20 protein-coding genes are annotated in these 22,275 nt (G+C 63.2%); 10 read left to right on the top strand and 10 right to left on the bottom strand.

Annotated features, from left to right (window positions below; translation table 11 throughout):
* The first annotated feature begins 260 nt into the window (after positions 1-260).
* From NCT05_RS03835 to NCT05_RS03825, 3 genes are all read left to right on the top strand, one after another.
* Positions 261-1,433 (top strand): MFS transporter, encoded by a 1,173-nt coding sequence (locus tag NCT05_RS03835; RefSeq protein ID WP_250439069.1) that lies wholly within the window; start codon positions 261-263, stop codon positions 1,431-1,433.
* A gap of 22 nt (positions 1,434-1,455) precedes the next feature.
* Positions 1,456-2,595 (top strand): MFS transporter, encoded by a 1,140-nt coding sequence (locus tag NCT05_RS03830; protein ID WP_175982825.1) that lies wholly within the window; start codon positions 1,456-1,458, stop codon positions 2,593-2,595.
* 82 nt (positions 2,596-2,677) lie between these two features.
* Positions 2,678-3,019 (top strand): zinc ribbon domain-containing protein YjdM, encoded by a 342-nt coding sequence (locus tag NCT05_RS03825; protein WP_008351239.1) that lies wholly within the window; start codon positions 2,678-2,680, stop codon positions 3,017-3,019.
* 24 nt (positions 3,020-3,043) lie between these two features.
* Here the strand turns inward: NCT05_RS03825 and fahA are convergent, their stop codons facing one another.
* The gene (fahA, locus tag NCT05_RS03820) at positions 3,044-4,330 is read right to left on the bottom strand and encodes a fumarylacetoacetase (protein WP_250501770.1); all 1,287 of its coding nucleotides are present in this window, start codon (positions 4,328-4,330) and stop codon (positions 3,044-3,046) included.
* Positions 4,327-5,664, bottom strand: a complete 1,338-nt coding sequence (gene hmgA, locus NCT05_RS03815; RefSeq protein ID WP_250501769.1) for a homogentisate 1,2-dioxygenase — start codon at positions 5,662-5,664, stop codon at positions 4,327-4,329. Before hmgA ends, fahA begins: the two co-directional genes overlap by 4 nt.
* 252 nt (positions 5,665-5,916) lie before the next feature.
* Between hmgA and NCT05_RS03810 the strand changes: the two genes are divergently transcribed.
* The 4 genes from NCT05_RS03810 to NCT05_RS03795 all read left to right on the top strand — a co-directional run bounded on the left by NCT05_RS03810 (position 5,917) and on the right by NCT05_RS03795 (position 12,548).
* The gene (locus NCT05_RS03810; protein ID WP_250496739.1) at positions 5,917-6,741 is read left to right on the top strand and encodes an EAL domain-containing protein; all 825 of its coding nucleotides are present in this window, start codon (positions 5,917-5,919) and stop codon (positions 6,739-6,741) included.
* A gap of 1,038 nt (positions 6,742-7,779) precedes the next feature.
* Entirely contained in the window at positions 7,780-9,159 is a 1,380-nt protein-coding gene (dalD, locus tag NCT05_RS03805; protein ID WP_244807727.1) for a D-arabinitol 4-dehydrogenase, read from the top strand.
* A gap of 199 nt (positions 9,160-9,358) precedes the next feature.
* On the top strand, positions 9,359-10,840 hold the full coding sequence (xylB, locus tag NCT05_RS03800; protein ID WP_008351244.1) for a xylulokinase: 1,482 nt from the start codon (positions 9,359-9,361) through the stop codon (positions 10,838-10,840).
* A 760-nt stretch (positions 10,841-11,600) separates the two neighbouring features.
* Positions 11,601-12,548, top strand: a complete 948-nt coding sequence (locus NCT05_RS03795) for a sugar-binding transcriptional regulator (protein ID WP_008351245.1) — start codon at positions 11,601-11,603, stop codon at positions 12,546-12,548.
* Positions 12,549-12,552: 4 nt separating this feature from the next.
* Here the strand turns inward: NCT05_RS03795 and NCT05_RS03790 are convergent, their stop codons facing one another.
* Together NCT05_RS03790 and NCT05_RS03785 are read right to left on the bottom strand one after the other, a co-directional pair.
* Positions 12,553-13,404 (bottom strand): MOSC domain-containing protein, encoded by an 852-nt coding sequence (locus NCT05_RS03790; protein WP_034474390.1) that lies wholly within the window; start codon positions 13,402-13,404, stop codon positions 12,553-12,555.
* A gap of 85 nt (positions 13,405-13,489) precedes the next feature.
* Positions 13,490-14,356 (bottom strand): glycosyltransferase family protein, encoded by an 867-nt coding sequence (locus tag NCT05_RS03785; protein ID WP_250501768.1) that lies wholly within the window; start codon positions 14,354-14,356, stop codon positions 13,490-13,492.
* Between the two features lie 270 nt (positions 14,357-14,626).
* Between NCT05_RS03785 and NCT05_RS03780 the strand changes: the two genes are divergently transcribed.
* Together NCT05_RS03780 and NCT05_RS03775 are read left to right on the top strand one after the other, a co-directional pair.
* Complete coding sequence (locus tag NCT05_RS03780; protein ID WP_284507461.1) at positions 14,627-14,896, top strand: glycosyltransferase; 270 nt, start codon at positions 14,627-14,629, stop codon at positions 14,894-14,896.
* Positions 14,794-15,048, top strand: coding sequence for a glycosyltransferase (locus NCT05_RS03775; RefSeq protein WP_250501871.1), 255 nt, complete (start codon positions 14,794-14,796; stop codon positions 15,046-15,048). The genes NCT05_RS03780 and NCT05_RS03775 overlap by 103 nt, the downstream gene beginning before the upstream one ends.
* Positions 15,049-15,351: 303 nt before the next feature.
* Here the strand turns inward: NCT05_RS03775 and NCT05_RS03770 are convergent, their stop codons facing one another.
* The 6 genes from NCT05_RS03770 to NCT05_RS03745 form a co-directional block, all read right to left on the bottom strand.
* A complete protein-coding gene (locus tag NCT05_RS03770; RefSeq protein ID WP_250501766.1) occupies positions 15,352-16,488 on the bottom strand; it encodes an ABC transporter ATP-binding protein in 1,137 nt (378 codons plus the stop codon).
* A gap of 46 nt (positions 16,489-16,534) precedes the next feature.
* Complete coding sequence (locus NCT05_RS03765) at positions 16,535-17,248, bottom strand: HAD family hydrolase (RefSeq protein WP_008351254.1); 714 nt, start codon at positions 17,246-17,248, stop codon at positions 16,535-16,537.
* A gap of 10 nt (positions 17,249-17,258) precedes the next feature.
* Positions 17,259-18,110 carry a carbohydrate ABC transporter permease gene (locus tag NCT05_RS03760; protein WP_008351255.1) on the bottom strand — a complete coding sequence of 284 codons (852 nt, stop codon included), beginning with the start codon at positions 18,108-18,110 and terminating at the stop codon, positions 17,259-17,261.
* Positions 18,107-19,045: a carbohydrate ABC transporter permease gene (locus NCT05_RS03755; protein WP_008351256.1), complete on the bottom strand. Its 939-nt coding sequence runs from the start codon at positions 19,043-19,045 to the stop codon at positions 18,107-18,109. Before NCT05_RS03755 ends, NCT05_RS03760 begins: the two co-directional genes overlap by 4 nt.
* A 63-nt stretch (positions 19,046-19,108) precedes the next feature.
* Positions 19,109-20,476 (bottom strand): ABC transporter substrate-binding protein, encoded by a 1,368-nt coding sequence (locus NCT05_RS03750; RefSeq protein WP_008351257.1) that lies wholly within the window; start codon positions 20,474-20,476, stop codon positions 19,109-19,111.
* Positions 20,477-20,709: 233 nt separating this feature from the next.
* Entirely contained in the window at positions 20,710-21,483 is a 774-nt protein-coding gene (locus NCT05_RS03745) for an L-iditol 2-dehydrogenase (RefSeq protein WP_250456557.1), read from the bottom strand.
* Positions 21,484-21,816: 333 nt separating this feature from the next.
* Here NCT05_RS03745 and NCT05_RS03740 point away from each other — a divergent pair, with 333 nt between their 5' ends.
* On the top strand, positions 21,817-22,275 hold the full coding sequence (locus tag NCT05_RS03740) for a Fur family transcriptional regulator (protein WP_008351259.1): 459 nt from the start codon (positions 21,817-21,819) through the stop codon (positions 22,273-22,275).

Genomic DNA, 22,275 nt, shown 5'->3' with positions numbered 1-22,275 from the left:
CGCAAGGAATGCGAGGCCGCGAGCGTGTTACCGGAAACATCTGACGCATGGCGGCGCAGCGTTTGCAAGAGTCGTGCGCCGCTGCCGCGTCAGAAAGAATATCCGTTCGGGCCGGAGCATGGATCGGCCGATCGGAATAAGGGTTTATACCAGCGTCGAAAATGACGTTTCGGTACAATTCGAGCCTTCAACTCCGCCTCGGCGCCTGCATCGCTCAATCCGACGATGCGCCCAGACGTGACATCTCCTTCTCTTCCGCCATGCCTCTGCCTCTTTTCGCTCTCGCCATTGCCGCGTTCGGCATCGGCACGACGGAATTCGTCATCATGGGCCTGTTGCCCAACGTCGCGCGCGATCTCGCGGTGACGATTCCGGCGGCGGGCATGCTCGTGTCCGGCTATGCGCTCGGCGTGACGGTCGGCGCGCCGATTCTCGCCGTCGTCACCGCGAAGATGCCGCGCAAGAAGGCGCTGATGAGCCTGATCGGCGTGTTCATCGTCGGCAATCTGCTGTGCGCGCTCGCGCCGAACTACTGGGTGCTCATGGGCGCGCGCATCGTCACCGCGTTCTGTCACGGCGCGTTCTTCGGCATCGGCTCCGTGGTCGCGGCCGATCTCGTCGCGCCGAACCGCCGCGCGCAGGCCATCGCGCTGATGTTCACCGGCCTCACGCTCGCCAACGTGCTCGGCGTGCCGCTCGGCACCGCGCTCGGCCAAGCGGCCGGCTGGCGCTCGACGTTCTGGGTCGTCACGCTGATCGGCGTCGCGGCGGCGGGCGCGCTGCATGTGTGCCTGCCGAAGCACATCGCGATGCCGGAAACCAGCATCCTGCGCGAATTCGACGTGCTCAAGAACCCGCAAGTGCTGATGGTGCTCGGCATCAGCGTGCTCGCGTCGGCCAGTCTTTTCTCGGTGTTCACGTATATCACGCCGATTCTCGAAGACGTGACGGGCCTTTCGCCGCACGCGGTCACGTATGTGCTGCTGCTGTTCGGTCTCGGCCTGACGGTCGGCAGCACGCTCGGCGGCAAGCTCGCGGACTGGAAGCTGCTGCGTTCGCTGCTGTCCTTCCTGCTCGCGATCGTCGCCGTTCTGACGATCTTCGCCGGCACGATGCATCAGCCGGTCGCCGCGATGATCACGATCTTCTTCTGGGGCGTGCTCGCCTTCGCGATCGTGCCGCCGCTGCAAATGCTGATCGTGAACCGCGCGAGCGATGCGCCGAATCTCGCATCGACGTTGAACCAGGGCGCGTTCAATCTCGGCAACGCGACGGGCGCGTGGCTCGGCGGCTGCGTGATCGGCGCGGGCGCACCGCTCACGTCGCTGCCGTGGGTCGGCGTACTGATGGCGGTGAGCGCGTTCGGCCTGACGCTGCTCTCGGCGACGCTCGACAAGCGCGCGCGCCGCCTTTCGATCGGACAACCCGCCTGAGTTCCTTCGGGCGGTACGTTGCATGAAAGGCATTCTCTCGCGCGATTTTCTCGCGCTGATTCTGAGCGTCGCGGTTGTCGGCCTCGGGCTCGGCGCGACGCTGCCGCTGACGTCGCTCGCGCTGACGCAATCGGGTTATGGCACGGACATCGTCGGCTGGATGACGGCGACGCAGGCGCTCGGCGGGCTCATGGTCGCGCCGGTGGCGAGCCGCTTCGCGGGGCATTTCGGGGCGCGCGAGACGATCGTCGGCACGGTGATCGTCGCGGCGTTCTCGACTATCGCGATGCAGTTCACCGTGAACCTGTGGCTGTGGGCCGTGCTGCGTTTTCTGTGCGGCGCGGCGCTGATGCTGCTTTTCACGATCGGCGAAGCATGGGTCACGCAACTCGCCGACGACTCCACGCGCGGCCGCGTCGTCGCGATCTACGCGACCAACTTCACGCTCTTCCAGATGACGGGCCCGGTGCTCGTCAGCGTGATCGGCGGCTTGCCGTCGATGCGCTTTGCCATCTGCGGGGCGATCTTTCTGCTGGCGTTGCCCGCGCTCGCATCGATACGCGGCGCGCCGCACGCGCTGGCATCGGAAGAAGGCGAGCACGGCGACTGGCGCAGCGTGTTGCCGCGCATGCCCGCGCTCGTGATCGGCACGGGCTTTTTCGCGCTCTTCGACACGCTCGCGCTCTCGCTGATGCCGCTTTTCGCGATGTCGCACGGCGTCGGCGAGGATATCGGCGTGCTGTTCGCATCGGCGATCCTGCTCGGCGATACGACGATGCAGTTCCCGATCGGCTGGCTCGCCGACCGCATCGGGCGCGCGAAGGTGCATGCGGGCGCGGGCGTGGTCGTCGCGCTGCTGCTGCCGCTTTTGCCTTGGGCGATCGCGTATCCGTGGATCTGCTGGCCGCTGCTCTTCGTGACCGGCGCGGCGGCGGGCAGCGTGTACACACTGTCGCTCGTCGCGTGCGGCGAACGCTTTCGCGGACCGTCGCTGGTCTCGGCGACGGCGATTGTCGGGGCTTCGTGGAGCGTCGCGAGTTTCGGCGGACCGATCGTCGCGGGCACGCTGATGCAGCGCGTCGGCGCCGATGCGCTCATCGGCGTGCTGACGGCGGCCGCGTGCGCGTTTCTCGCTGCGGCGTGGTGGGAGCGGCGCGGTTAGGAGTTCGAGCGTGTCGTTCGGCGCGAGGTCGGCGGTATACTTTTCCGGCCTTCAATTCCGCTACGAGGCATCAAGGAAACGTATGAGCGCTTTACCTCCCTGTCCGCAATGCCAGTCGGCATTCACCTATGAAGATGCGGGCATGTACATCTGTCCCGAATGCGCGCACGAATGGTCCGCGCAGACAGATACCGCATCGGAGCCCGCCGCGAAGGTCTATCGCGATTCCGCGGGCAACGTTCTTCACGATGGCGACACCGTCACCGTCATCAAGGATCTGAAGCTCAAGGGCGGCGGTGGCGTCGTCAAGATGGGCACCAAGGTCAAGAACATCCGGCTCGTCGACGCCGATCACGACATCGACTGCAAAATCGAGGGCTTCGGCGCGATGAGCCTCAAGACCGAGTTCGTCAGGAAAGCCTGACCCGCAACGACCGGCCGCGGTGTTTCACCCGCGCGCCGGCAAAATCCGCCCCGCGCATTCGCCGAAGCCCACGCGATATCCCTCGCCCTGGCACCATCCGCGCAGGGTGATTTCATCGCCGTCCTGTAGAAACGCGCGCTCGCCGCCCTCTTCCAGCTTAACGGGCCGCTGGCCGTTCCAGGTGCTTTCGAGCAGGCTGCCGCACGAATCCGGCGTCGGCCCGCTTATCGTGCCCGATCCCATCAGATCGCCGACGCGCGTATTGCATCCGCCAACCGTGTGATGCGCGAGCTGCTGCGCCATCGACCAGTACATCAGCTTGAAGTTGGTGCGTGAAATGGTCGTCGGCGTGTGCGCGCCTTCCGGACGCAGCGTGACTTCCAGTTCGATATCGAACGCGTGATCGCCTTCGTGACGCAGATACGCGAGCGGCTGCGGATCCTGCGCGGGCGTCGCGGTGCGAAACGGTTCGAGCGCATCGAGCGTGACGATCCACGGCGAGATCGTCGTCGCGAAGCCCTTCGAGTTGAACGGGCCGAGCGGCACGTACTCCCATTGCTGGATATCGCGCGCGCTCCAGTCGTTGAGCAGCACCATGCCGAAGATATGCGCCTCCGCGTCCTCACACGCGATCGGCTCGCCGAGCGCATTGCCGCGCCCGATGATGAAGCCCGTCTCCAGTTCGATATCGAGCTTGCGGCACGCGCTGAAGATCGGGCGCTCTTCGTTCGGCAGCTTGATCTGACCGTTCGGGCGGCGCACGGGCGTGCCGCTCACGACCACCGACGACGCGCGCCCGTTATAGCCGACCGGCAATTCCGACCAGTTCGGCAGAAGCGCGTTCTTCGGATCGCGGAACATCGAGCCGACGTTCGTCGCGTGCTCCTTCGACGAATAAAAATCCGTGTAGCCAGGAATCTCGACCGGCAGATGCATCGTCGCATCGGAGCGCGGCACGAGCGCGCGGCGGCGCAAGGCTTCGTCGTCGCGCAACGTCGCATTGCCGTGCGCGAGCAACGCGGACAGCGCGATACGAACGCCGCGCCACGTCTCGCGTCCGAGCGCGATGAAGTCGTTCAGGCGCGATGCGTGGAACGTGCCGCGCGCATCGATCAGACGCGCGTCTTCGAGCACGGCGAGATCGGCGATCCAGTCGCCTATCGCGACGCCCGCGCGCGGCTGCGCGTTCACCGCGTCGCTGAATATGCCGAACGGCAGGTTCTGAATCGGGAAGTCGCTCGCGGGATCGTTCGCGGATTCGATCCAGCTCTTCAAAGTGGGCGCGAGTGTGGCCTTCAGCGCGTCGTTCATCGTTGCTCCGGGTTGAAGTGTTTCGTGAGACCTTGCCAGCACTCGTAATAATTCGCCTGCAACTGCGCGGTTTCGAGCGCGAACTGAGTCGGCTTGATGAGCGTGCGCGTCTCGAACATGAAGGCCATCGTGGCGTCGACTTTCGCGGGCTTCGACGTATCGCTCTTCGATGCCTTCTCGAACGTTTCCGCATCCGGCCCGTGCCCCGACATGCAGTTGTGCAGGCTCGCGCCGCCGGGCACGAAGCCTTCGGCCTTCGCGTCGTAGACGCCGTGCACGAGTCCCATGAACTCGCTCGCGACATTGCGATGAAACCACGGCGGCCGGAACGTATCTTCCGCGGCGAGCCAGCGCGGCGGGAAGATCACGAAGTCGATGGAATCGACGCCCGGCGTGTCGCTCGGCGATTGAAGCACGAGAAAGATCGACGGATCCGGATGGTCGTAGCTGATCGAGCCGATGGTGTTGAAGTGGCGCAGATCGTACTTGTACGGCGCGTAATTGCCGTGCCACGCGACGACATCGAGCGGCGAATGACCGATGTCCGCGCGCCAAAGCACGCCGTTCATCTTCGTGACGAGTTCGAACCTGCCTTCGCGGTCTTCATACGCGGCGTTCGGCGTGAGGAAGTCGCGCGGATTCGCCAGCCCGTTCGAGCCGATCGGACCGAGATCGGGCAATTGCAGCAGCGCGCCGAAGTTTTCGCAGATGTAGCCGCGCGCTTCGCCATCGGGCAGCGTCACCGAAAAGCGCACGCCGCGCGGAATCACCGCGATTTCGTGCGGCTCGATATCGAGCTTGCCGAGTTCCGTGAAGATCGCGAGACGTCCCTGCTGCGGCACGATCAGCAATTCGCCGTCGGCGTTGTAGAAGAAGCGGTCCTGCATCGAGCGGTTCGCGGCGTAGAGATGGATCGCGCAACCGGACATCGATTCCGCGGCGCCGTTGCCGGCCATCGTCACCCAGCCGTCGATGAAATCGGTCGGCGCGGCGGGCATCGGCAGCGGATCCCAGCGCAACTGGTTCGGCGGCGTCGGCGGAACATCGGCGAAATTGGCCACGAGTTTGGCGCGCAGCATGTCGGCGGGAATGCGCGTGAACGGCTTGTGCACGGCCGCCGGACGTATCCGATAGAGCCACGAACGGCGATTGTGCGCGCGCGGCGCGGTGAACGCGGTGCCCGAAAGCTGCTCGGCGTACAGGCCGTAAGCGGCGCGTTGCGGCGAGTTGCGGCCGATCGGCAACGCGCCCGGCAGCGCCTCCGTGGCGAAGTCGTTGGCGAAACCCGATTGATAGTGCTGGTTCGCGTCCGTGTGCGTCTCGAACGTTGGCATGGTCGGAATCCTCGACGAAAAGTGCGACGGTTCAGGCGACGGCGCCGTGCGCGGCATGTCGTCGCTGCAATTTACGGATGGTAAAACCAATTACGATTAGTGAAATTCATCGTATACCCTTAATCGACGGGCCACGCCGCGCATATCAATATGTGAATTTGGTGCTGGACGCGGCGTTGCGCGCTGATACCATCGACCATTCGAATGAAAATTGCCCGGTACGGCACGCCTCACGAACTCGACGCTCCATCCATGATCGCCCCGTCCTTGCCTGAACTCGTCGCCCGCGCCGCGGAACATCCGTTTCTCGGCGCGCATGTCGTGCTTGGCGAGAACGCGCACGCCGGTCAGGCGATCGCGCACTACCGCGATCTGTGCATTTCGAGCGCCTACGAGCCTATCTTCGATGTCGGCACGCACAGCTTTCCGCAGACTTTGAGCGCATCGCCGGAGAGCGCGGAGCGTTTCGGCGACGAACTCGGCGTGCAGGCGTTGACGCTCATTCAGGGCGATGCGCCGCGCGATCCGTTCGGACAACTGGAAGACGATCGCGAGCTGGTCGTGCTGGACCGGCTGTCGCGCGCGCTGCATGCGTTCAATTTCTTCGGGCCGCATCGGCCGGGGCTTTTGTTTCTGCGCGTGCATGAGCGGCTATTGAAGAGCGTGAAGTATGACCACGGACTGCACTTCTCTTCCGTGCTGATGGAGTTCGGGATGAACCCGTCGCGGGTGGTGATCGAATTGCCTGCGGCGGCGGTCGCGCACAAGACGTTTCTTGGGTATCTCACGAAGAGCTATCAGCATTACGGATTCAAGGTCGCGGGGAATCTGCCGAATGCCGGGCAGATCATGGCAGTGTCGGATATGGCGCGGCTCGATTTCATCAAGATGGATGCGGCGCAGGCTTTACGGGATTCGGTGGTGAAGCATCTCGTGGCGTATGCACATCGGTTGAGGATTCCGCTCATCTTTTCGAATGTCTGCGATGAGGCGCAGTTCAATGCGCTTCAGCAGTTCGATGTGCATTTCGTGCAAGGACCGGTGTTTGATGCGCATCCGAGTTTGCATGCGCGGTGACGTGTTTTTTTCGGGGTCTTGGTTGTCGTTGGATCCCGTTTTCGTGTCGGTCTATTAGCACTGCCCCTGTGCGGGGCGGCACTCACTTTCTTTGCTGCTGCAAAGAAAGTAAGCAAAGAAAGCAGCTTCCGATACGCCCGCGGTCACACGCAATTTGGGTAGTCCTCTCGTCCGTCGTGGGCTGCCTAAAGAGTGCCCTCAAACACCTAATCGGACTTGGATCGCGCACGGTCCGTCTCATCGCACCACACGCCAAACGGGTTCAGCACCAAATAGCTCCGGCCCGCTTCGCGGCCGACCGGTCAATCGGGGAGGCAGGCGCTTCGCGCCTAACATCTTTAGCGCACTGCGCGCGCAAACCGATGGTTTCCCTTGCAGACCCGGCGGCAGCGCGTAGCGCTGTGCCGATGCTGTTTCGTGCTGAACCAGCGCCCTCGAAGTTATTGGGCGGCGGACCGTGCGCGATCCAAGCCCCGCTATTGTGATGAGGGCACTGTTTAGGCGAGTGCCGCCTGGGACGAGAGTACTACCCAAATTGCGTGTGACCGCGGGCCTGAAAAGCTGCTTTCTTTGCCTACTTTCTTTGCAGCAGCAAAGAAAGTAGGTGCCGCCCCGCACAGGGGCAGTGCAAATAGACCGACGCGAAGACAGGATTTCATGAAGGCGCAGTCCCACGCGCTGGGAAATCGGCTCGAACACCGCCCCCGATCCGAAGGCATCCGGCTCGCTTAGTGCCGAAAGCATCACCGCTAGGGGTTATTCCCGATCTCCCGCTGCCGCATCGCTTGTTGCACTGCAACGCCGCTCGCGAGCGCTCCACCACTCGCCTTCCCAACGCTCAAAGGCGCGCGAATTGCGCCGCATTGCGGCAAACCCCACCCCACCTCGCGCCTTGACTTTCGCCGAACCGAATACGATCATTCGATCATCGAACGAGCAAATGTTCACTCAAACCGCCTTGACCGCCGCCGTCGTGGCGCCAAAGCGACCAGCCGCCCGCGAAGAACGGGCGCGCCGCCATTCAGAGGAAGAGACGACATGACGAACGAAGCCAACGTGATCCTGCACATCGGCGCCGGGTCTTTTCATCGCGCGCATCAGGCGTGGTATCTGCATCGACTGAACGAATCGGGCGACAAAAGCTGGTCGCTCGCGGTCGGCAATATTCGCGGCGACATGAACGCCGTGCTCGATGCCCTCGCCGCGCAGAACGGCGAATACACGCTCGAAACGGTCACGCCGAAGGGCGAGCGCGAATACGAGACGATCCGGGCGATCAAAAAGGTCGTGCCGTGGTCCGCGGATCTCGCCGAACTCGTCGCCGTGGGCGCGGACCCGAAGACGAAGATCGTGTCGTTCACCGTCACCGAAGGTGGCTATTACCTCGACGAGCACGACAAGCTCGACACCGCGAACCCCGATCTCGCCGCCGACCTCAAGGGCGCAAAAACCACGATCTACGGCGCGCTCGCCGCGATCCTCGATGCGCGCATGAAGAATGGCGCGGGCCAGGTATCGCTGCAGAACTGCGACAACCTGCGCAGCAACGGCGACCGCTTCAAGGCGGGCATGCTCGAATTTCTCGAACGGCGCGGCGAGACCGCGCTGCGCGAGTGGATGATCGCGAACACGTCGTGTCCGAACGCGATGGTCGATCGCATCACGCCGCGCCCGACGCCCGACGTCGCCGAACGCGTGAAGGCCGCGACCGGCTTCGACGACAAAGCGCCCGTGATGGGCGAAAAGTTCATCCAGTGGGTGATCGAAGACAGCTTCATCGCCGGGCGGCCCGCGTGGGAGCAGGTCGGCGCGGAGATGGTCGAATCGGTGCATCCGTATGAGGAGGCGAAAATCCGCATCCTCAATGCGAGCCATAGCTGCATTGCGTGGGCGGGCACGCTCGTCGGGCTGCAATACATTCATGAAGGCACGCAGGACATGGAAATCCGCGCGCTCGCCGACGCCTACGTCACCGACGACGTGATTCCCTGCCTCACGCCGAGCCCGATCGATCTCGAGAAATATCGCGACGTCGTGCTCGACCGCTTCAGCAATCCGTACATCAAGGACACGAACCAGCGCGTCGCGGCGGATGGCTTCTCGAAGCTGCCGGGCTTCATCGCGCCGACGCTCTCGGAATGCTTCGCGCGCAAGGTCGATCCCGATTCGACCGCGATCCTGCCTGCGCTCTTCTTCCGCTTTCTCGAACGCTGGCACGAGGGCAAGCTGCCGTATGCCTATCAGGATGGCGTGATGGATCCGGCGGTGGCGCACGGCTTCTTCACGTCGCCCGATCCGGTCAAGGCCTTCACGAGCGACAAGCTCCTGTGGGGCAGCATGGCGCAGACCGAAGGCCTCGAACGCGTGATGCGCAGCGCGATTGCGAAAGTCGATGCATGGCTCGCCAATCGGCCGTAGGCGGCAAGCGGCCATAAGCGGCCATAAGCCCGCTGTTATCGCCGCGTTAATGGCATCGCGAAACTGCAAGCCGCGCCGCTCGGGTAATGTGCTCATGGCGCGGCGTCGCGCGTGGCGTTAAATTAGCGCCTCCCGCCGATATGGCGTCCCGCCTGGTTTCTGACCAAGTTCGATTCCGGCAACGACAAAGGGTCCGTTCATGTACTTAGGCATCGACCTCGGCACCTCCGAAGTGAAAGTGCTGCTGCTCGCGAGCGACGGCAGCGTCGTCGGCACGGCCGGCACGCCGTTCACCGTTTCGCGTCCGAAGCCGCGCTGGTCGGAGCAGAATCCGCTCGACTGGTGGGAAGGCACGCGCGCCGCGCTCTTCAAGCTGCGCGAGAAATTCCCCGATGAGTTCGCGCAGGTGCGCGGCATCGGTCTGTCCGGTCAGATGCACGGCGCCGTGCTGCTCGATTCGCAGGACAAGGTGCTGCGTCCCGCGATCCTGTGGAACGACATGCGCAGCGACAAGGAATGCGCCGAGCTCTACGAGCGCGCGCCGAACCTGCACGAGATTGCCGGCAATCTGGCGATGCCTGGCTTCACCGCGCCGAAGTTGCTCTGGGTCGCGCACAACGAACCCGATATCTTCCGTCAGACCGCGTGCGTGCTGTTGCCGAAGGATTATCTGCGGATGCATCTGACGGGCACGAAAGTGTCCGATCCATCCGATGCCGCGGGCACGCTCTGGCTCGATGTCGCGCGCCGCGACTGGTCCGACGAGTTGCTTGCCGCGTGCAGCATGTCGCGCCGGCAGATGCCGTCGCTTGCGGAAGGCAGCGCGCCCTCGGGCACCTTGCGGCCCGAGCTCGCGCGCGAATTCGGCTTGCGCGAAGGCGTGATCGTCGCGGCGGGCGGCGGCGACAATGCCGCGAGCGCGGTGGGCATCGGCGCGACCGATCCGGGCGATGGTTTTCTGTCGCTGGGCACATCGGGTGTGCTGTGCGTCATCGGCGATCGCTTTCGGCCGAACCCGGCTTCGGCCGTCCACGCGTTCTGTCACGCGATTCCGGATCGGTGGCATCAGATGAGCGTGGTGCTGTCGGCGGCAAGCTGTTTGCGCTGGGTGTGCAAGCTGACATCGACGGATGAGCCGACGCTGCTCGCGGAAATCGAATCTTTGCCTGTCGATGTTTTGTCGTCTGCGCCGTTGTTTTTGCCGTATCTGAGTGGTGAGCGCACGCCGCACAACGATCCGTATGCGCAGGGCGTGTTCTTCGGCATGACGCACGCGACCGATCGCGCGTTGCTCGGCTATTCGGTGCTCGAAGGCGTGACGCTCTCCTTGACCGATGGCCTCGATGCGCTTCAATCCGCGGGCACGCAGGCGCGCGCGCTATCGATGCTCGGGGGCGGTGCACGTAGCGCGTATTGGGCGCAGATGTTCGCCGATGCCTTCGATACCCCGACGCGCACGCACGGCGGCGGCGAGACCGGCGCGGCGCTCGGCGCGGCACGGCTCGGGTGGCTTGCGGCGGGCGGCGATCCGGCGACGGTGCTCGCGAAGCCCGAGATCAAGCAGGAATTCACGCCGAATTCCGAACGGCATGCGTTGCTGCGGCAGCGGTTGAAGGGGTTTCGGGAGCTGTATCAGCATGTGAGGCCGTTGTTCGATTCGGCGCGGCCGCGGTTGGCTTGATTTTGTATTGGTATTGAGCTTCTATGAAGCGTGTGGGCGGTGCGGGGTTTGGCGCTTTTTTTCTCTTCGCCGGATCCCGTTGTCGTGTCGGTCTATTAGCGTTGCCCCTGTGCGGGGCGGCAGTCACTTTCTTTGCTGCTGCAAAGAAAGTAACCAAAGAAAGCAGCTCGACACGCCCGCGGTCACACGCAATTTGGGTAGTTCTCTCGTCCTCGGTGGCACTCGCCTAAGTGTCGCCCTCAAAGGACCAATCGGGCTTGGATCGCGCACGGTCTGACGAGCTGGTTTTAGATGGCCGCTGGTTCAGCACGAAAGAGCTTCGGCACAGCGCTACGCGCTGCCGTTGGGTATGCAAGGGAAACCAAAGGGCCGCGATTGCAGCGGGACGGAGACGTTAGTAGAGAAGCACGCGCGGACCCGATTGACCGGTCGGCCGCGAAGCGGGCCGGAGCTATTTGGTGCTGAACCAGTTTGGCGTGTGGTGCGATGTGGCAGACCGTGCGCGATCCAAGCCCGATTAGGTGTTTGAGGGCACTCGTTAGGCAGCCCACGATGGACGAGAGGACTACCCAAATTGCGTGTGACCGCGGGCGTATCGGAAGCTGCTTTCTTTGCTTACTTTCTTTGCAGCAGCAAAGAAAGTGAGTGCCGCCCCGCACAGGGGCAGTGCTAATAGACCGACACGTAATCAGGATTCCACGACAAACACCCTCGCCAGAAAGCGAAAATCAAAAACCAAGAACCGAAAACCAAACCCCCAGTGCCCAAATCCACTGAAAAACTCGATCTCGCAACGCGCGCAGCGTGGCTCTACTACGTCGCCGGCAACACCCAAAACGAGATCGCCGAAAAGCTCCAGATCTCGCGTCCGGTGGCGCAGCGCCTCGTCGCCTTCGCGGTCGAAAAAAACCTGATCCGCGTGCGCGTCGATCACCGCATCGCCGATTGTCTTTCGCTCGCCAAAGCGCTGAGCGACCGCTACGGCCTCGCGATGTGCGAAGTCGTGCCCATCGACGGCGATGCGCCCGAACAGGTCGACCGCAAGCTCGCCGTCGCCGGCGCGCAGGTCATGGAGCGCTATCTGCTCGAAGAAAAGCCGCTCGTCGTGTCGATCGGCAGCGGGCGCACGCTGAAAGCCTGCGTCGCGCAGATCGGACAGATCGACCGGCCGCAGCATCGTTTCGTGTCGATGGTCGGCGCAATCGCGCAGGACGGCTCGTCGAATCGTTACGACGTCGCGCAGCAGCTATCGGAAAAGACCGGCGGGAAGCACTTCATGCTGCCCGCGCCGCTCATGGCAGATAACGTCGCCGAGCGCGCGCAGTGGGTCAATCACCGGCTGTATCGCATCGTCGGCGAACTCGCGCAGAAGGCGGACGTGGCGTTCGTCGGCATCGGCAACGTGGGCGTGAATTGCCCGCTGCACGAGGACGGCTTCATCACGCGCGCGGAAGTCGATGAAATGATGTCGGCAGGCGCGGTCGCCGAATGGCTCGGCCTGCCGATCGATGCAGACGGCCGCCGCGTGCAATCGAAGACCGGCGCGCGCGCGACGAGCCTCGCGCTCGACTCGCCGCCCAAACGTCCGACCATCGGCTTCGCGGGCGGCGAGCGCAAGCGCGAAGCACTGGTCGCGGCGTTGAAGGGAAAGTGGCTGTCGGGGCTCGTCACCGACGAACTGTGCGCGAAGGCCGCACTCGAAGCCTGACGGCTCAGAAGTCGATTTCCGCTTCCACTTCCTGTCCGATCTCCAGCGCAACGCCCTCGCCTTCCAGAACGATCGCGTTCTTGCCGAAGGTGAGCGCGCCGTCGAACTGGTCGCTACCACGGTACGCGCTCATCGTGTCGAGCGGTTCGTGCGGCCATGCCGGGTTCGGCGCGCCCGTCGCCTGATCGATCGACGGGATCGGACAGCGCGTGCAGAGCTTCACGAGCCGCAATTGCGCATCGCCGATCCGCATTTCGCCGACGTAGTCCTCTTCGTAAGCATCGAGTCCGCCGATCACGAGGTTCGGGCGGAAGCGATTCGCCGCGATGCCCGGCGCGCCTTTGGCCGACAGCCGCGCGTTGAGATCGTCGAGCGATGCCTGACCGACGACCAGCAACGGAAACTGATCCGCGAAACGCGTGTGCGTGGATTGCGGCGCGGTCCATTTATCGCTGACATCGCGGCGGGATGCCGGTGCGAATCGCGTGAGCCGCGCGGATACGCCGAGGAACGTGCTGAACCAGTGCGCGGCTTGTTCGCCCGCGTCGAGCGCATCGACGGTGTCGCGCCAGACGGTCGCGCGAATCGGCTTCGCATCGGCGAGCGCTTCGGCGCGCAAGGGCGTGCGCAGGGTCGGCATGCCGGGCGCGTCGATGACGAGATCATCGGCATCGAACGCGGTGCGGACCAGCGCCATGCGCGGATGCGAGCGTTGCGTGAACATGGCGCCGGCGGTGTCGATCACCATCCAGTGGCGGTCGTATTCGAGGCCGGTCTCGAAGAGCGTCGCGCGGCGCAGTGAAATGCCCGCGCAGGACTTGATCGGATAGACGAAGATTTCGTTCAGGACGGGCATGGCGGTATGGGGGTTCGGCGCCGGTCATCGGATGTGGCCGGTCGAAAGCCGAGATTATCGCGCATCGCCCGATACGGGTACGGTTTTACGACGCCCTCATCATCGCTGCGGCAAGTTCCAGCCCTAGCTTGTATTCGGGCGAACGCGGGCCGGCTTCGATGAGCGCATCGATCCTGTTCGTGTCGAGATTGGCATCGCCGGCGAAGAGCAGCCTGCGGATGGCGCCGATCGCCAGGCCGACTGTCTGATCGATGACGGGCGCGTCGAGTGCATCGTACGAAATCGTCGATGCGCTCATGTATTCCGGCGTTGCGAGGAACGGAACGACCAGCTGGCCGGAAAGCCCGTCGAAGTGCAGCCAGTGCCTGAAAAGCATGTCGACCGGCACGGCCTGGTCTTCCGACGCTGAATACAGCGTACGAAGTTTCTGCTTTCCCTTCGGCGTGACAACGTACGCCGCCGCACAAAACGCGTAGGTTGCCCTCGCGTCGAACAAACTGACATTGTCGAAATGGTGACGGCCATCGCCGAGCAATTGCGGATTCGCGCGGCCGTTCATGCGCTTCTCCGCCTCCAGCAGCAGAAGGGACACGCGGTCGAATACGGGTGCGCAATCGAGGAACATCAGGTCGAGGTCGGGATTGTTGCCGATGTGCGCCGCGAGTATTTGATCGTTGATGAGCGTCGGAAAGAGCGGGCTCAGTTCCACGTCGTCTTCCAGCACGACGGTGGCGGTGTCGGCGGAGGAGTTGAGGATTACCCGTTCGTGCGATTGCCGACATGCCCAGACGCAGTTCTTGCCCGCGTTGTCGAACGGTCCTTGGGCGATGCCGTCAACCGCGGGGAAACGCACGATTCGATCCTGATAGCCGATGCTCGCCAGTCGAGTCTCCATCGACTTGCGCCGATCCTGACTCCGATCCAGATTGATGAAATAGCCGTCGAAACGCACTGCTTCTCCTTGTCGCGTCAGGTGCATAAATGTGCACGACATGCTAGCGGCTCGCTGTCGTGATTTGATTAGGAGGAAGCCGAGAGAAACAAGGTTTTGACGCGGATCATCGATTTGCAGGCAACTCAAATGATTAATCGATGCGCTGGTTCCTTTTGAGCGACATTGGGACGTAAGCTACGCGCCGACTTTATTCCTTCACTATTAGTAATGCCAAAAATATCAATCGTCGTTCCAACCTATAACACCTAATCGCATATCGTCGAAACGTTGAAATCGTTGCTCAACCAGGACGCCGACTTCGAAATCCTCGTTCTCGACGACGCCAGCACCGACGACACGCTCTCACTCGTTCGAAGCCTGAACGACGAGCGCATCCGCATCTTCTCGCTCGAGCCAATCAGGGCCGCCCTGCCAACGCCAATCGCGGTTTCGATCTGTGCCGGGGCGAATACATCGCGCGTATCGATCACGACGATCTGGCCGAACCGGGGCGTCTCCGAAAACAGGCAGATTTTCTCGATGCGAATCCGGATGTGACCGTGGTCGGCTCTCAGATCAGGCTCTTTGGCGACGAAGAATCCATAACCGACTTTCCGCTCGACGATGCGACCATCAACGGCCGCTTTCTTCTCGGAGCGGCTTATCTAGCCAATCCGAGCACCATGTTCCGGCGCGCGTTCATTCATTAACACGCTATCCGCTACGACCCGAATCTCCATATCGTCGATGCCCTGATCAAGCTGCACCGATCCGTAGGCGTTGCCATCTCCGATATCGATATGACTTGGGGCGCAAGCCGCGTCGAGCTCGAAGGCCGGTTGCTGGGAATGCTCAACGAAGTCGTAAAGGCCCGCGAGCAAGTCTATCCGCGCAGTCCGGAGCACATTGCGCTTTGCACCGAAGCCCTTTGGGAAGGTGTCAGGTCGAATAACGCGGCATAAAACGAAAAAGCGCGGTCCCGACGAACCGCGCCCGCAACACCCGAGGAACGCTCAAGCGGCCGTCGCGTGCTCCCGCAGCCACGAATCGACCACCTTGCGCGTAAACGCCTGCCCTTCCGCGTTGAACAGATGACAATGCTCAGGCGACGCGCCGAGCTTCAGCTTCTCGCCACGCGCGTGCTTCTCCAGCGGCGGAATGCGCGAGATCAATCCATCCGGCGCGACTTCGGTTTCCGCGTACAGATACGCCGCATCGCCGAGCGTCTCGACGGTCATCGCCGTCGCGGAGAGACCGTAATCGCCCGCTTCCGGCGAATTCGGCTGCAGATGCTCCGGACGAACGCCGACCGTCACCGCATCGCCCGGCTTCGCATTGCCCGGCAGCACGCCGACGAGTTGCGTCTCGCCCGTCGCGTACTTCACGAGGACGCCGTCGTTTTGCACCGCGGCGACGCTGCCCGACAAAAAGTTCATCTTCGGCGAGCCGATGAAGCCCGCCACGAACCGGTTCGCCGGCGCGTGATAAAGCGTGTTCGGCGTGCCGACCTGCTCGATGTTCCCCGCCGACAGCACCACGATCTTGTCCGCGAGCGTCATCGCTTCGACCTGATCGTGCGTCACGTAGATCATCGTCGTCTTGAGATCGTCGTGCAGGCGCGCGAATTCCAGGCGCATCTTCACGCGCAGCGCGGCGTCGAGGTTCGAGAGCGGCTCGTCGAAGAGGAACACCTTCGGCTTGCGCGTGATCGCGCGCCCGATCGCGACGCGCTGACGCTGGCCGCCCGAAAGCTGCTTGGGCTTCCGATCGAGCAGATGATCGATGTGCAGAATCTTCGCGGCGTTCTTCACGGCGGCGTCGATCGCGGGCTTCTTCTCGCCCGCGAGCTTGAGGCCGAACGCCATGTTGTCGTACAGCGTCATGTGCGGATAAAGCGCGTACGACTGGAACACCATCGCGATGCCGCGCTTCGCGGGCGCGAGCTCATTCACGCGCGCATTGTCGATCATCAGGTCGCCGCCGCTGATGTCTTCGAGGCCGGCGATCATCCGCATCAACGTCGACTTGCCGCAGCCCGACGGGCCCACGAACACGACGAACTCGCCGTCGTTGATATCGAGGTTGATGTTGCGCATCACCTCGGTTTCTTCATAACGCTTGCTGATGTTGCGCAGTGTCAGGCTAGCCATGGTGTGTGTCTCCAGTCTTCATTAGCGATGCGATGAAACGCCATCGCTATCTGAGTTCGAACGTCGCGTTCTGCAGCCATTGCTCGACGAGCGCAGGCAGTCGCGTCATGTCGTCGAATACCGCCTGCGCGCCCGCTTTTTCGAGCGCGCCGATCTGCCCTTCGGTCGCGTGTCCGCCGCCGATGAAGCCGAGCACCGGCATGCCCGCCGCGCGCGCCGCCGTCACGCCGGTCACGCTGTCTTCGACGACGAGGCAGCGCAGCGGATCGATGCGCATCGCGCGCGCCGCCGCGAGATACACGTCCGGCGCGGGCTTCGGATTCGCGACCATGTCCGCGCAGAAACGCCGCTCGCCGAAAAAGCGCAGCAGACCCGTGCGCTGCAGCACGGCATCGACATACGTCGAGAAGCTGTTGCTCGCGCACGCCTTCGTGAAGGGCACGGCCGCGAGCGCCTCGGCGATGCCCGGCACGGTCGGCGCCTGCATCGCCGCGGCTTCGACGGCCCGCCGGATGGCGACGACCTGATCGTGCGTCAGCGTCCGGTTCACCGTATCGGCGGCGCTGGCGAGCACGGCCTCGATGCGCAGGCCGAGCAGCGGCATCACGACCGGCTCGACATCGACGCCCGGCCACAGCGCCTGCAACTCGGCGACGAGCACGCGCGCCGCCACCGTTTCGCTGTCGATCAGCACGCCGTCGCAATCGCAGATCAGCAGGCGATCTTCGAGATTGGCGTCTCGGGATGGAGTGAGATTCACGAGTGCGCCCTCACTTCACCGCGCCAAACGTAAGGCCGCGCACCAGTTGCTTCTGCGAGACCCAGCCGACGATCAGAATCGGCGCGACCGCGAGCAACGAAGCCGCCGAGAGCTTGGCCCAGAACAAGCCTTCCGGACTCGAATACGACGCGATGAACACCGTCAGCGGCGCCGCGTTCGAGCTCGACAGGTTGATGCTCCAGAACGCCTCGTTCCACGACAGGATGATGAGCAAGAGCCCCGTCGATGCGAGACCGGGCAACGCCATCGGCATCAGCAGATAGACGATTTCCTGCCACGTCGTCGCGCCGTCGATGCGGCCCGCTTCCAGAATGTCCTTCGGCACTTCGTTGAAGTACGTATAGGCCATCCATACGGCGATCGGCAGATTGATGAGCGTGTACACGATCACGAGGCCGGACACGGTATCGAGCAGGCCCGTGTTCTTCCACAGCAGATAGATCGGCACGAGCACGCCGACCGACGGCATCATCTTCGTCGACAGCATCCACAGCAGCACCGACTGCGTCTTCTTGGTCGGAAAGAAGGCCATCGCGTAGGCGCACGGCACGGCGAGGATCAGGCAGAGCACCGTGACGCCGACCGAAATCAGCACCGAATTCCACGCGAAACCGAAGTAATTGCTGCGCGCGAACACTTCGCGGAAGCTCTCCAGCGTCGGCGTGAAGAACAGCGACGACGAGTACGCCTGCTGCTCGGTCTTGAACGCGGTGATCGTCATCCAGAAGATCGGGAAGAACAGCAGGATCGACACGATCCACGCGACGATGCCAGGCACGATGTTCTTCGCATGGCCGAGCGCGGAAGTCCGCGGCGGAACATTGACCGATTGCGTGCTCATGACTCGTACTCCCCTTTGAGGTTCTTCGCGAGCATTCTCACGAGGAAGAACGCGACGATATTGGCGAGAATCACCGCGAGAATGCCGCCCGCCGATGCAAGGCCGACGTCGAACTGCTGCAGGCCGAGCGCGTAGATCAGGTACGACAGATTCGTCGTCGCGGTGCCGGGACCGCCGCCCGTCGTCGTATAGATTTCCGCGAAAATCGACAGCAGGAAGATGGTTTCCATCATCACGACCACGGCCACCGCGCGCTTCAAATGCGGCAGCGTGATGAAGAAGAACATCGCGAACGGACCCGCGCCGTCGATGCGCGCCGCTTCCTTCTGCTCCTGATCGAGCGACTGGATCGCCGTGAAGAGAATCAGGAAGGCGAACGGCAGCCACTGCCACGCGACGATCACGATGACCGCGAAAAGCGGATAGTCGGCGAACCAGTCGATCGGTTGCATGCCCATCGAGCGCATCAGGCTCGCGATCAGGCCGTACACCGGATGCAGGATCATGTTCTTCCAGATGAGCGCGGAGACCGTCGGCATCACGAAGAACGGCGCGATCACGAGCAGACGCGCGATGCCCTGTCCGAAGAACTTGCGATCGAACAGCACGGCGAGCAGCACGCCGCCTACGACCGTGATGACGAGCACCGACACGATCAGCGTCAGCGTATGTCCGATGGACGGCCCGAACGCGGGATCGGTGACGAGAAACTCGAAGTTGTCGAAGCCCGCGAAACCTTTGACATCGGGATTCAGCAGGTTGTAGCGCGAAAACGAGAACCAGATCGTCATCGCGAGCGGAATGGCCATCCACAGGAAGAGCAGTCCGGTCGACGGCGAGATCAGCCATCGCACCGACTTCGCGCGGCGCTTGTCGCGTTCGGCGGCGGACTCCTCCAGATGATGATCGGTGATGGGGGGATTCAGTTGACTCATCGTGTCACCTCTCGATGATGCTTCCCGGGCCGCATCAGGCGACGCGGCCCGTTACCACAGGAATTACTTCTGATAGCCCGCTTGCTTCACGGCGCGATCCGCCGCGGCATTCGCGGCCTTCAACGCCTGATCGACGCTCGTCTGTCCGGCGACGACGCCCGCGATCGACTGGCCGACCACCGTGCCGAACGACTGGAACTCCGGAATGCCGACGAACTGGATGCCGCTATACGGCACCTTGTGCAGCGTCGCATCGTTCGGATCGGCGGTTTCGATCGCCTTCAGCACGAAGTCGCCGAAGGGCGCGGCCTGCTTGTACTCGGGGCGCGCGTAGGTCGACTTGCGCGTGCCCGGCGGCACCGATGCCCAGCCTTCGTCCTTGCCGACCATCTCGATGTATTCCTTCGACGTCGCCCACGCGGCGAACTTCTTCGCGGCTTCCTGCTGCTTCGACGTCTTCGGGATCGCGAGCGACCACGACCACAGCCAGTGCGAGCCCTTCGGCGTGACGGCGACGGGCGCGGCCGCGAAGCCGATCTTGTCCGACACCTGCGATTGCGACTTGTTGTAGAGCATGCCTGCCGCGACCGTCGCATCGATCCACATCGCGCACTTGCCGGACGACATCAGCGTGAGGTTCTCGTTGAAGCCGTTCGAGCTCGCTCCCGGCGGGCCGTCGTTCTTCAGCAGATCGGCGTAGAAGCCGACTGCCTTCTTCCATTCGGGCGTGTCGAGCTGCGCCTGCCACTTCTCGTTGAACCACTCGCCGCCGAACGTGTTCACGACCGTCGACACGTACGCCATGTTCTCGCCCCAGCCCGCCTTGCCGCGCAGGCAGATGCCGTACTGGCCTTTGGACTTGTCGGTGAGCTTGTCGGCGAACTGCTTGATCTGGTCGTAGGTCGGCTGATCGGGCATCTTCAGTCCCGCGGCCTGGAACAGATCCTTGCGGTAGTACGTCATCGAACTTTCGACGTAGAACGGCAGCGCATACAGCACGCCGCCCGACGAGAGGCCGTCACGCGCGGTCTTCACGACATCGTCGAGATCGTAGTTGGCGGGCAGGCCGGTCATCGGCGAGAGCCAGCCGCGCTTGCCCCACTGCGGTGCTTCGTACGTGCCGATGGTGATGACGTCGAACTGGCCGCTGTTGGTCGTGATGTCGGTCGTGGCGCGCTGGCGCAGCACGTTCTCTTCGAGAATCACCCATTTCAGCTGGATGTCCGGATTGGCCTTTTCGAACGCCGGCGCGAGCTTCTTCAGCTCGATCATGTCCGGATTGTTCAGCGTCGCGATGGTGATGGTCGTCGCGGCATGCCCCGACAGCGGCACGAGCGCGGCCGCTGCAAGCGCGGCGGACAGCGCCGCGGTCGCGAACGGAGCGCGACGCGCGCGCGGTTGTGCTCGAACGATGCGTTGAGTGCGTTTCATTGAGTTCGTCTCCTTTTTGTTGGCACGGGCGCCGTGATGGTCTCGCTGCATGACGCAAGCGCCGTGGATGCCGCTGCCTGCTTTTTGAGGGTGCGCGATCGTGGATCGCGTGGTTGCCGGGGTTATCCTTGTTGCCGCCCTTGCCTTCGCCGACTTGGCGCCATCGACTCGACGCCGTTTCACTATAGACGGTGCTTCCCGCGCTTCAAGCTGCGTGGCGCGCGTGCGGCGCGTCAGCTCATCCAGTTGCCGCCGTCGACATTGAGCGTCTGCGCGGTGATGTAATCTGAATCCGATGACGCCAGAAAGAGCGCCGCGCCCGTCAGATCGTCGGGCACGCCCATGCGTCCAAGCGGCACTTCTTCGCCGACGAGCCGTTTCTTCTCGCCGAGCGGACGATTCTCGTAACGCGCGAAGAGCGCGTCGACTTCCTTCCACATCGGTGTGTCGACGACGCCCGGCGCGATGCCGTTCACGTTGATGCGCTCTTTCGCGAGCGCGAGCGCCGCCGATTGCGTATAGCTGATGACCGCCGCCTTGGTCGCGCAGTAATGCGACACGAGCGCTTCGCCGCGCCGCCCGGCCTGCGATGACATATTGATGATCTTGCCGCCGCGCCCCTGCTCGACCATGCGCTGCGCGACCGCCTGCATCAGAAAGAACATCCCTTTGACGTTGACCGCGAAGAGGCGGTCATAGACGTCCCAGGATTCGTCGAGGATCGGGCGCATGTCGAAAAGCGCCGCGTTGTTGAAGAGAATGTCGATGCCGCCGAAACGTTCGACGGTGCGCGTCACGATGCGTGCGATGTCGTCGCGCTGCGTGACGTCGGCCTTCAGCGCGAGCACGCGGTCGGCCACGTCCGCGAAGCGCTGGGCCATGGCGTCTTCGTTCTTCACATCCACGACGACGACGTTCGCGCCTTCTTCCAGATAGCGCCGCGCAACTGCTTCGCCGATGCCGCTCGCGGCGCCCGTGATGATCGCGACCTTGTCTCTCAATCTCACCGATGTCTCCGATAGTTTTTTGTCCCTCGCGGCGAGCGAACGCTCCGCGAATGAACAATTGCTCTCTGTTTGATCGAATGATCGGCGCTGCGCGTGATCGTGTCAAGGTGTCAACACAGCTTTCGATGCTGCGACGCGCAAACATCGCAAAACCTCGGGAAAACCCCGTCCGGCAAGCGCGCGAGAGCAAAAGGCGTACCGCGGCCGCCGAAAATAAAGCGTGCGCGAATGTGCAACGGAACGTGATACGTTATATCATCGCCCAAACGTCCGACGAGCGGCCCTCGCTCGCGCTTCAACCTTTTGCAGCCACCTCTGCGTGGCCGATATCACATGACCGCATCCGTCGAAAACATGCTGGCGCGCGCCGAGGCGCTCGCTATCGAGCGCGGCGTCGCGCTGACGCCGCTGCGCCGTCAGGTCTACGAACTCGTGCTGAAGGCGCACAAGCCGATCGGCGCCTATGACCTCATCGACGCGATGGAGCCGCAACGCGGCGCGCGCGTGCCGCCGACCACGGTGTATCGCGCGCTGGAGTTTCTCGTCGATAACGGCTTCGTGCATCGCATCGAATCGAAGAACGCGTTCATCGCGTGTTGCGATGCCGGCAAGCCTCACGAGAGCCAGTTCCTCATCTGCGACGAATGCGGCGCGACGCTCGAAATTCAGGGCCGCGAACTCGCATCGTCGCTGTCGGCGAGCCCGCCCGCGCACGGCTTTCAGGTGCATCACCAGGTCGTGGAGTTGAGCGGGCTGTGCGCCGATTGCCAGCGAAAACATCGCGATGTCTGA

It is taken from the genome of Caballeronia sp. AZ7_KS35, assembly GCF_023631045.1.
Taxonomy (GTDB): Bacteria; Pseudomonadota; Gammaproteobacteria; order Burkholderiales; family Burkholderiaceae; genus Caballeronia; species Caballeronia zhejiangensis.
Note: the sequence above shows the minus strand (reverse complement) of the source record. Positions and strands in the feature narration are given on the sequence as shown.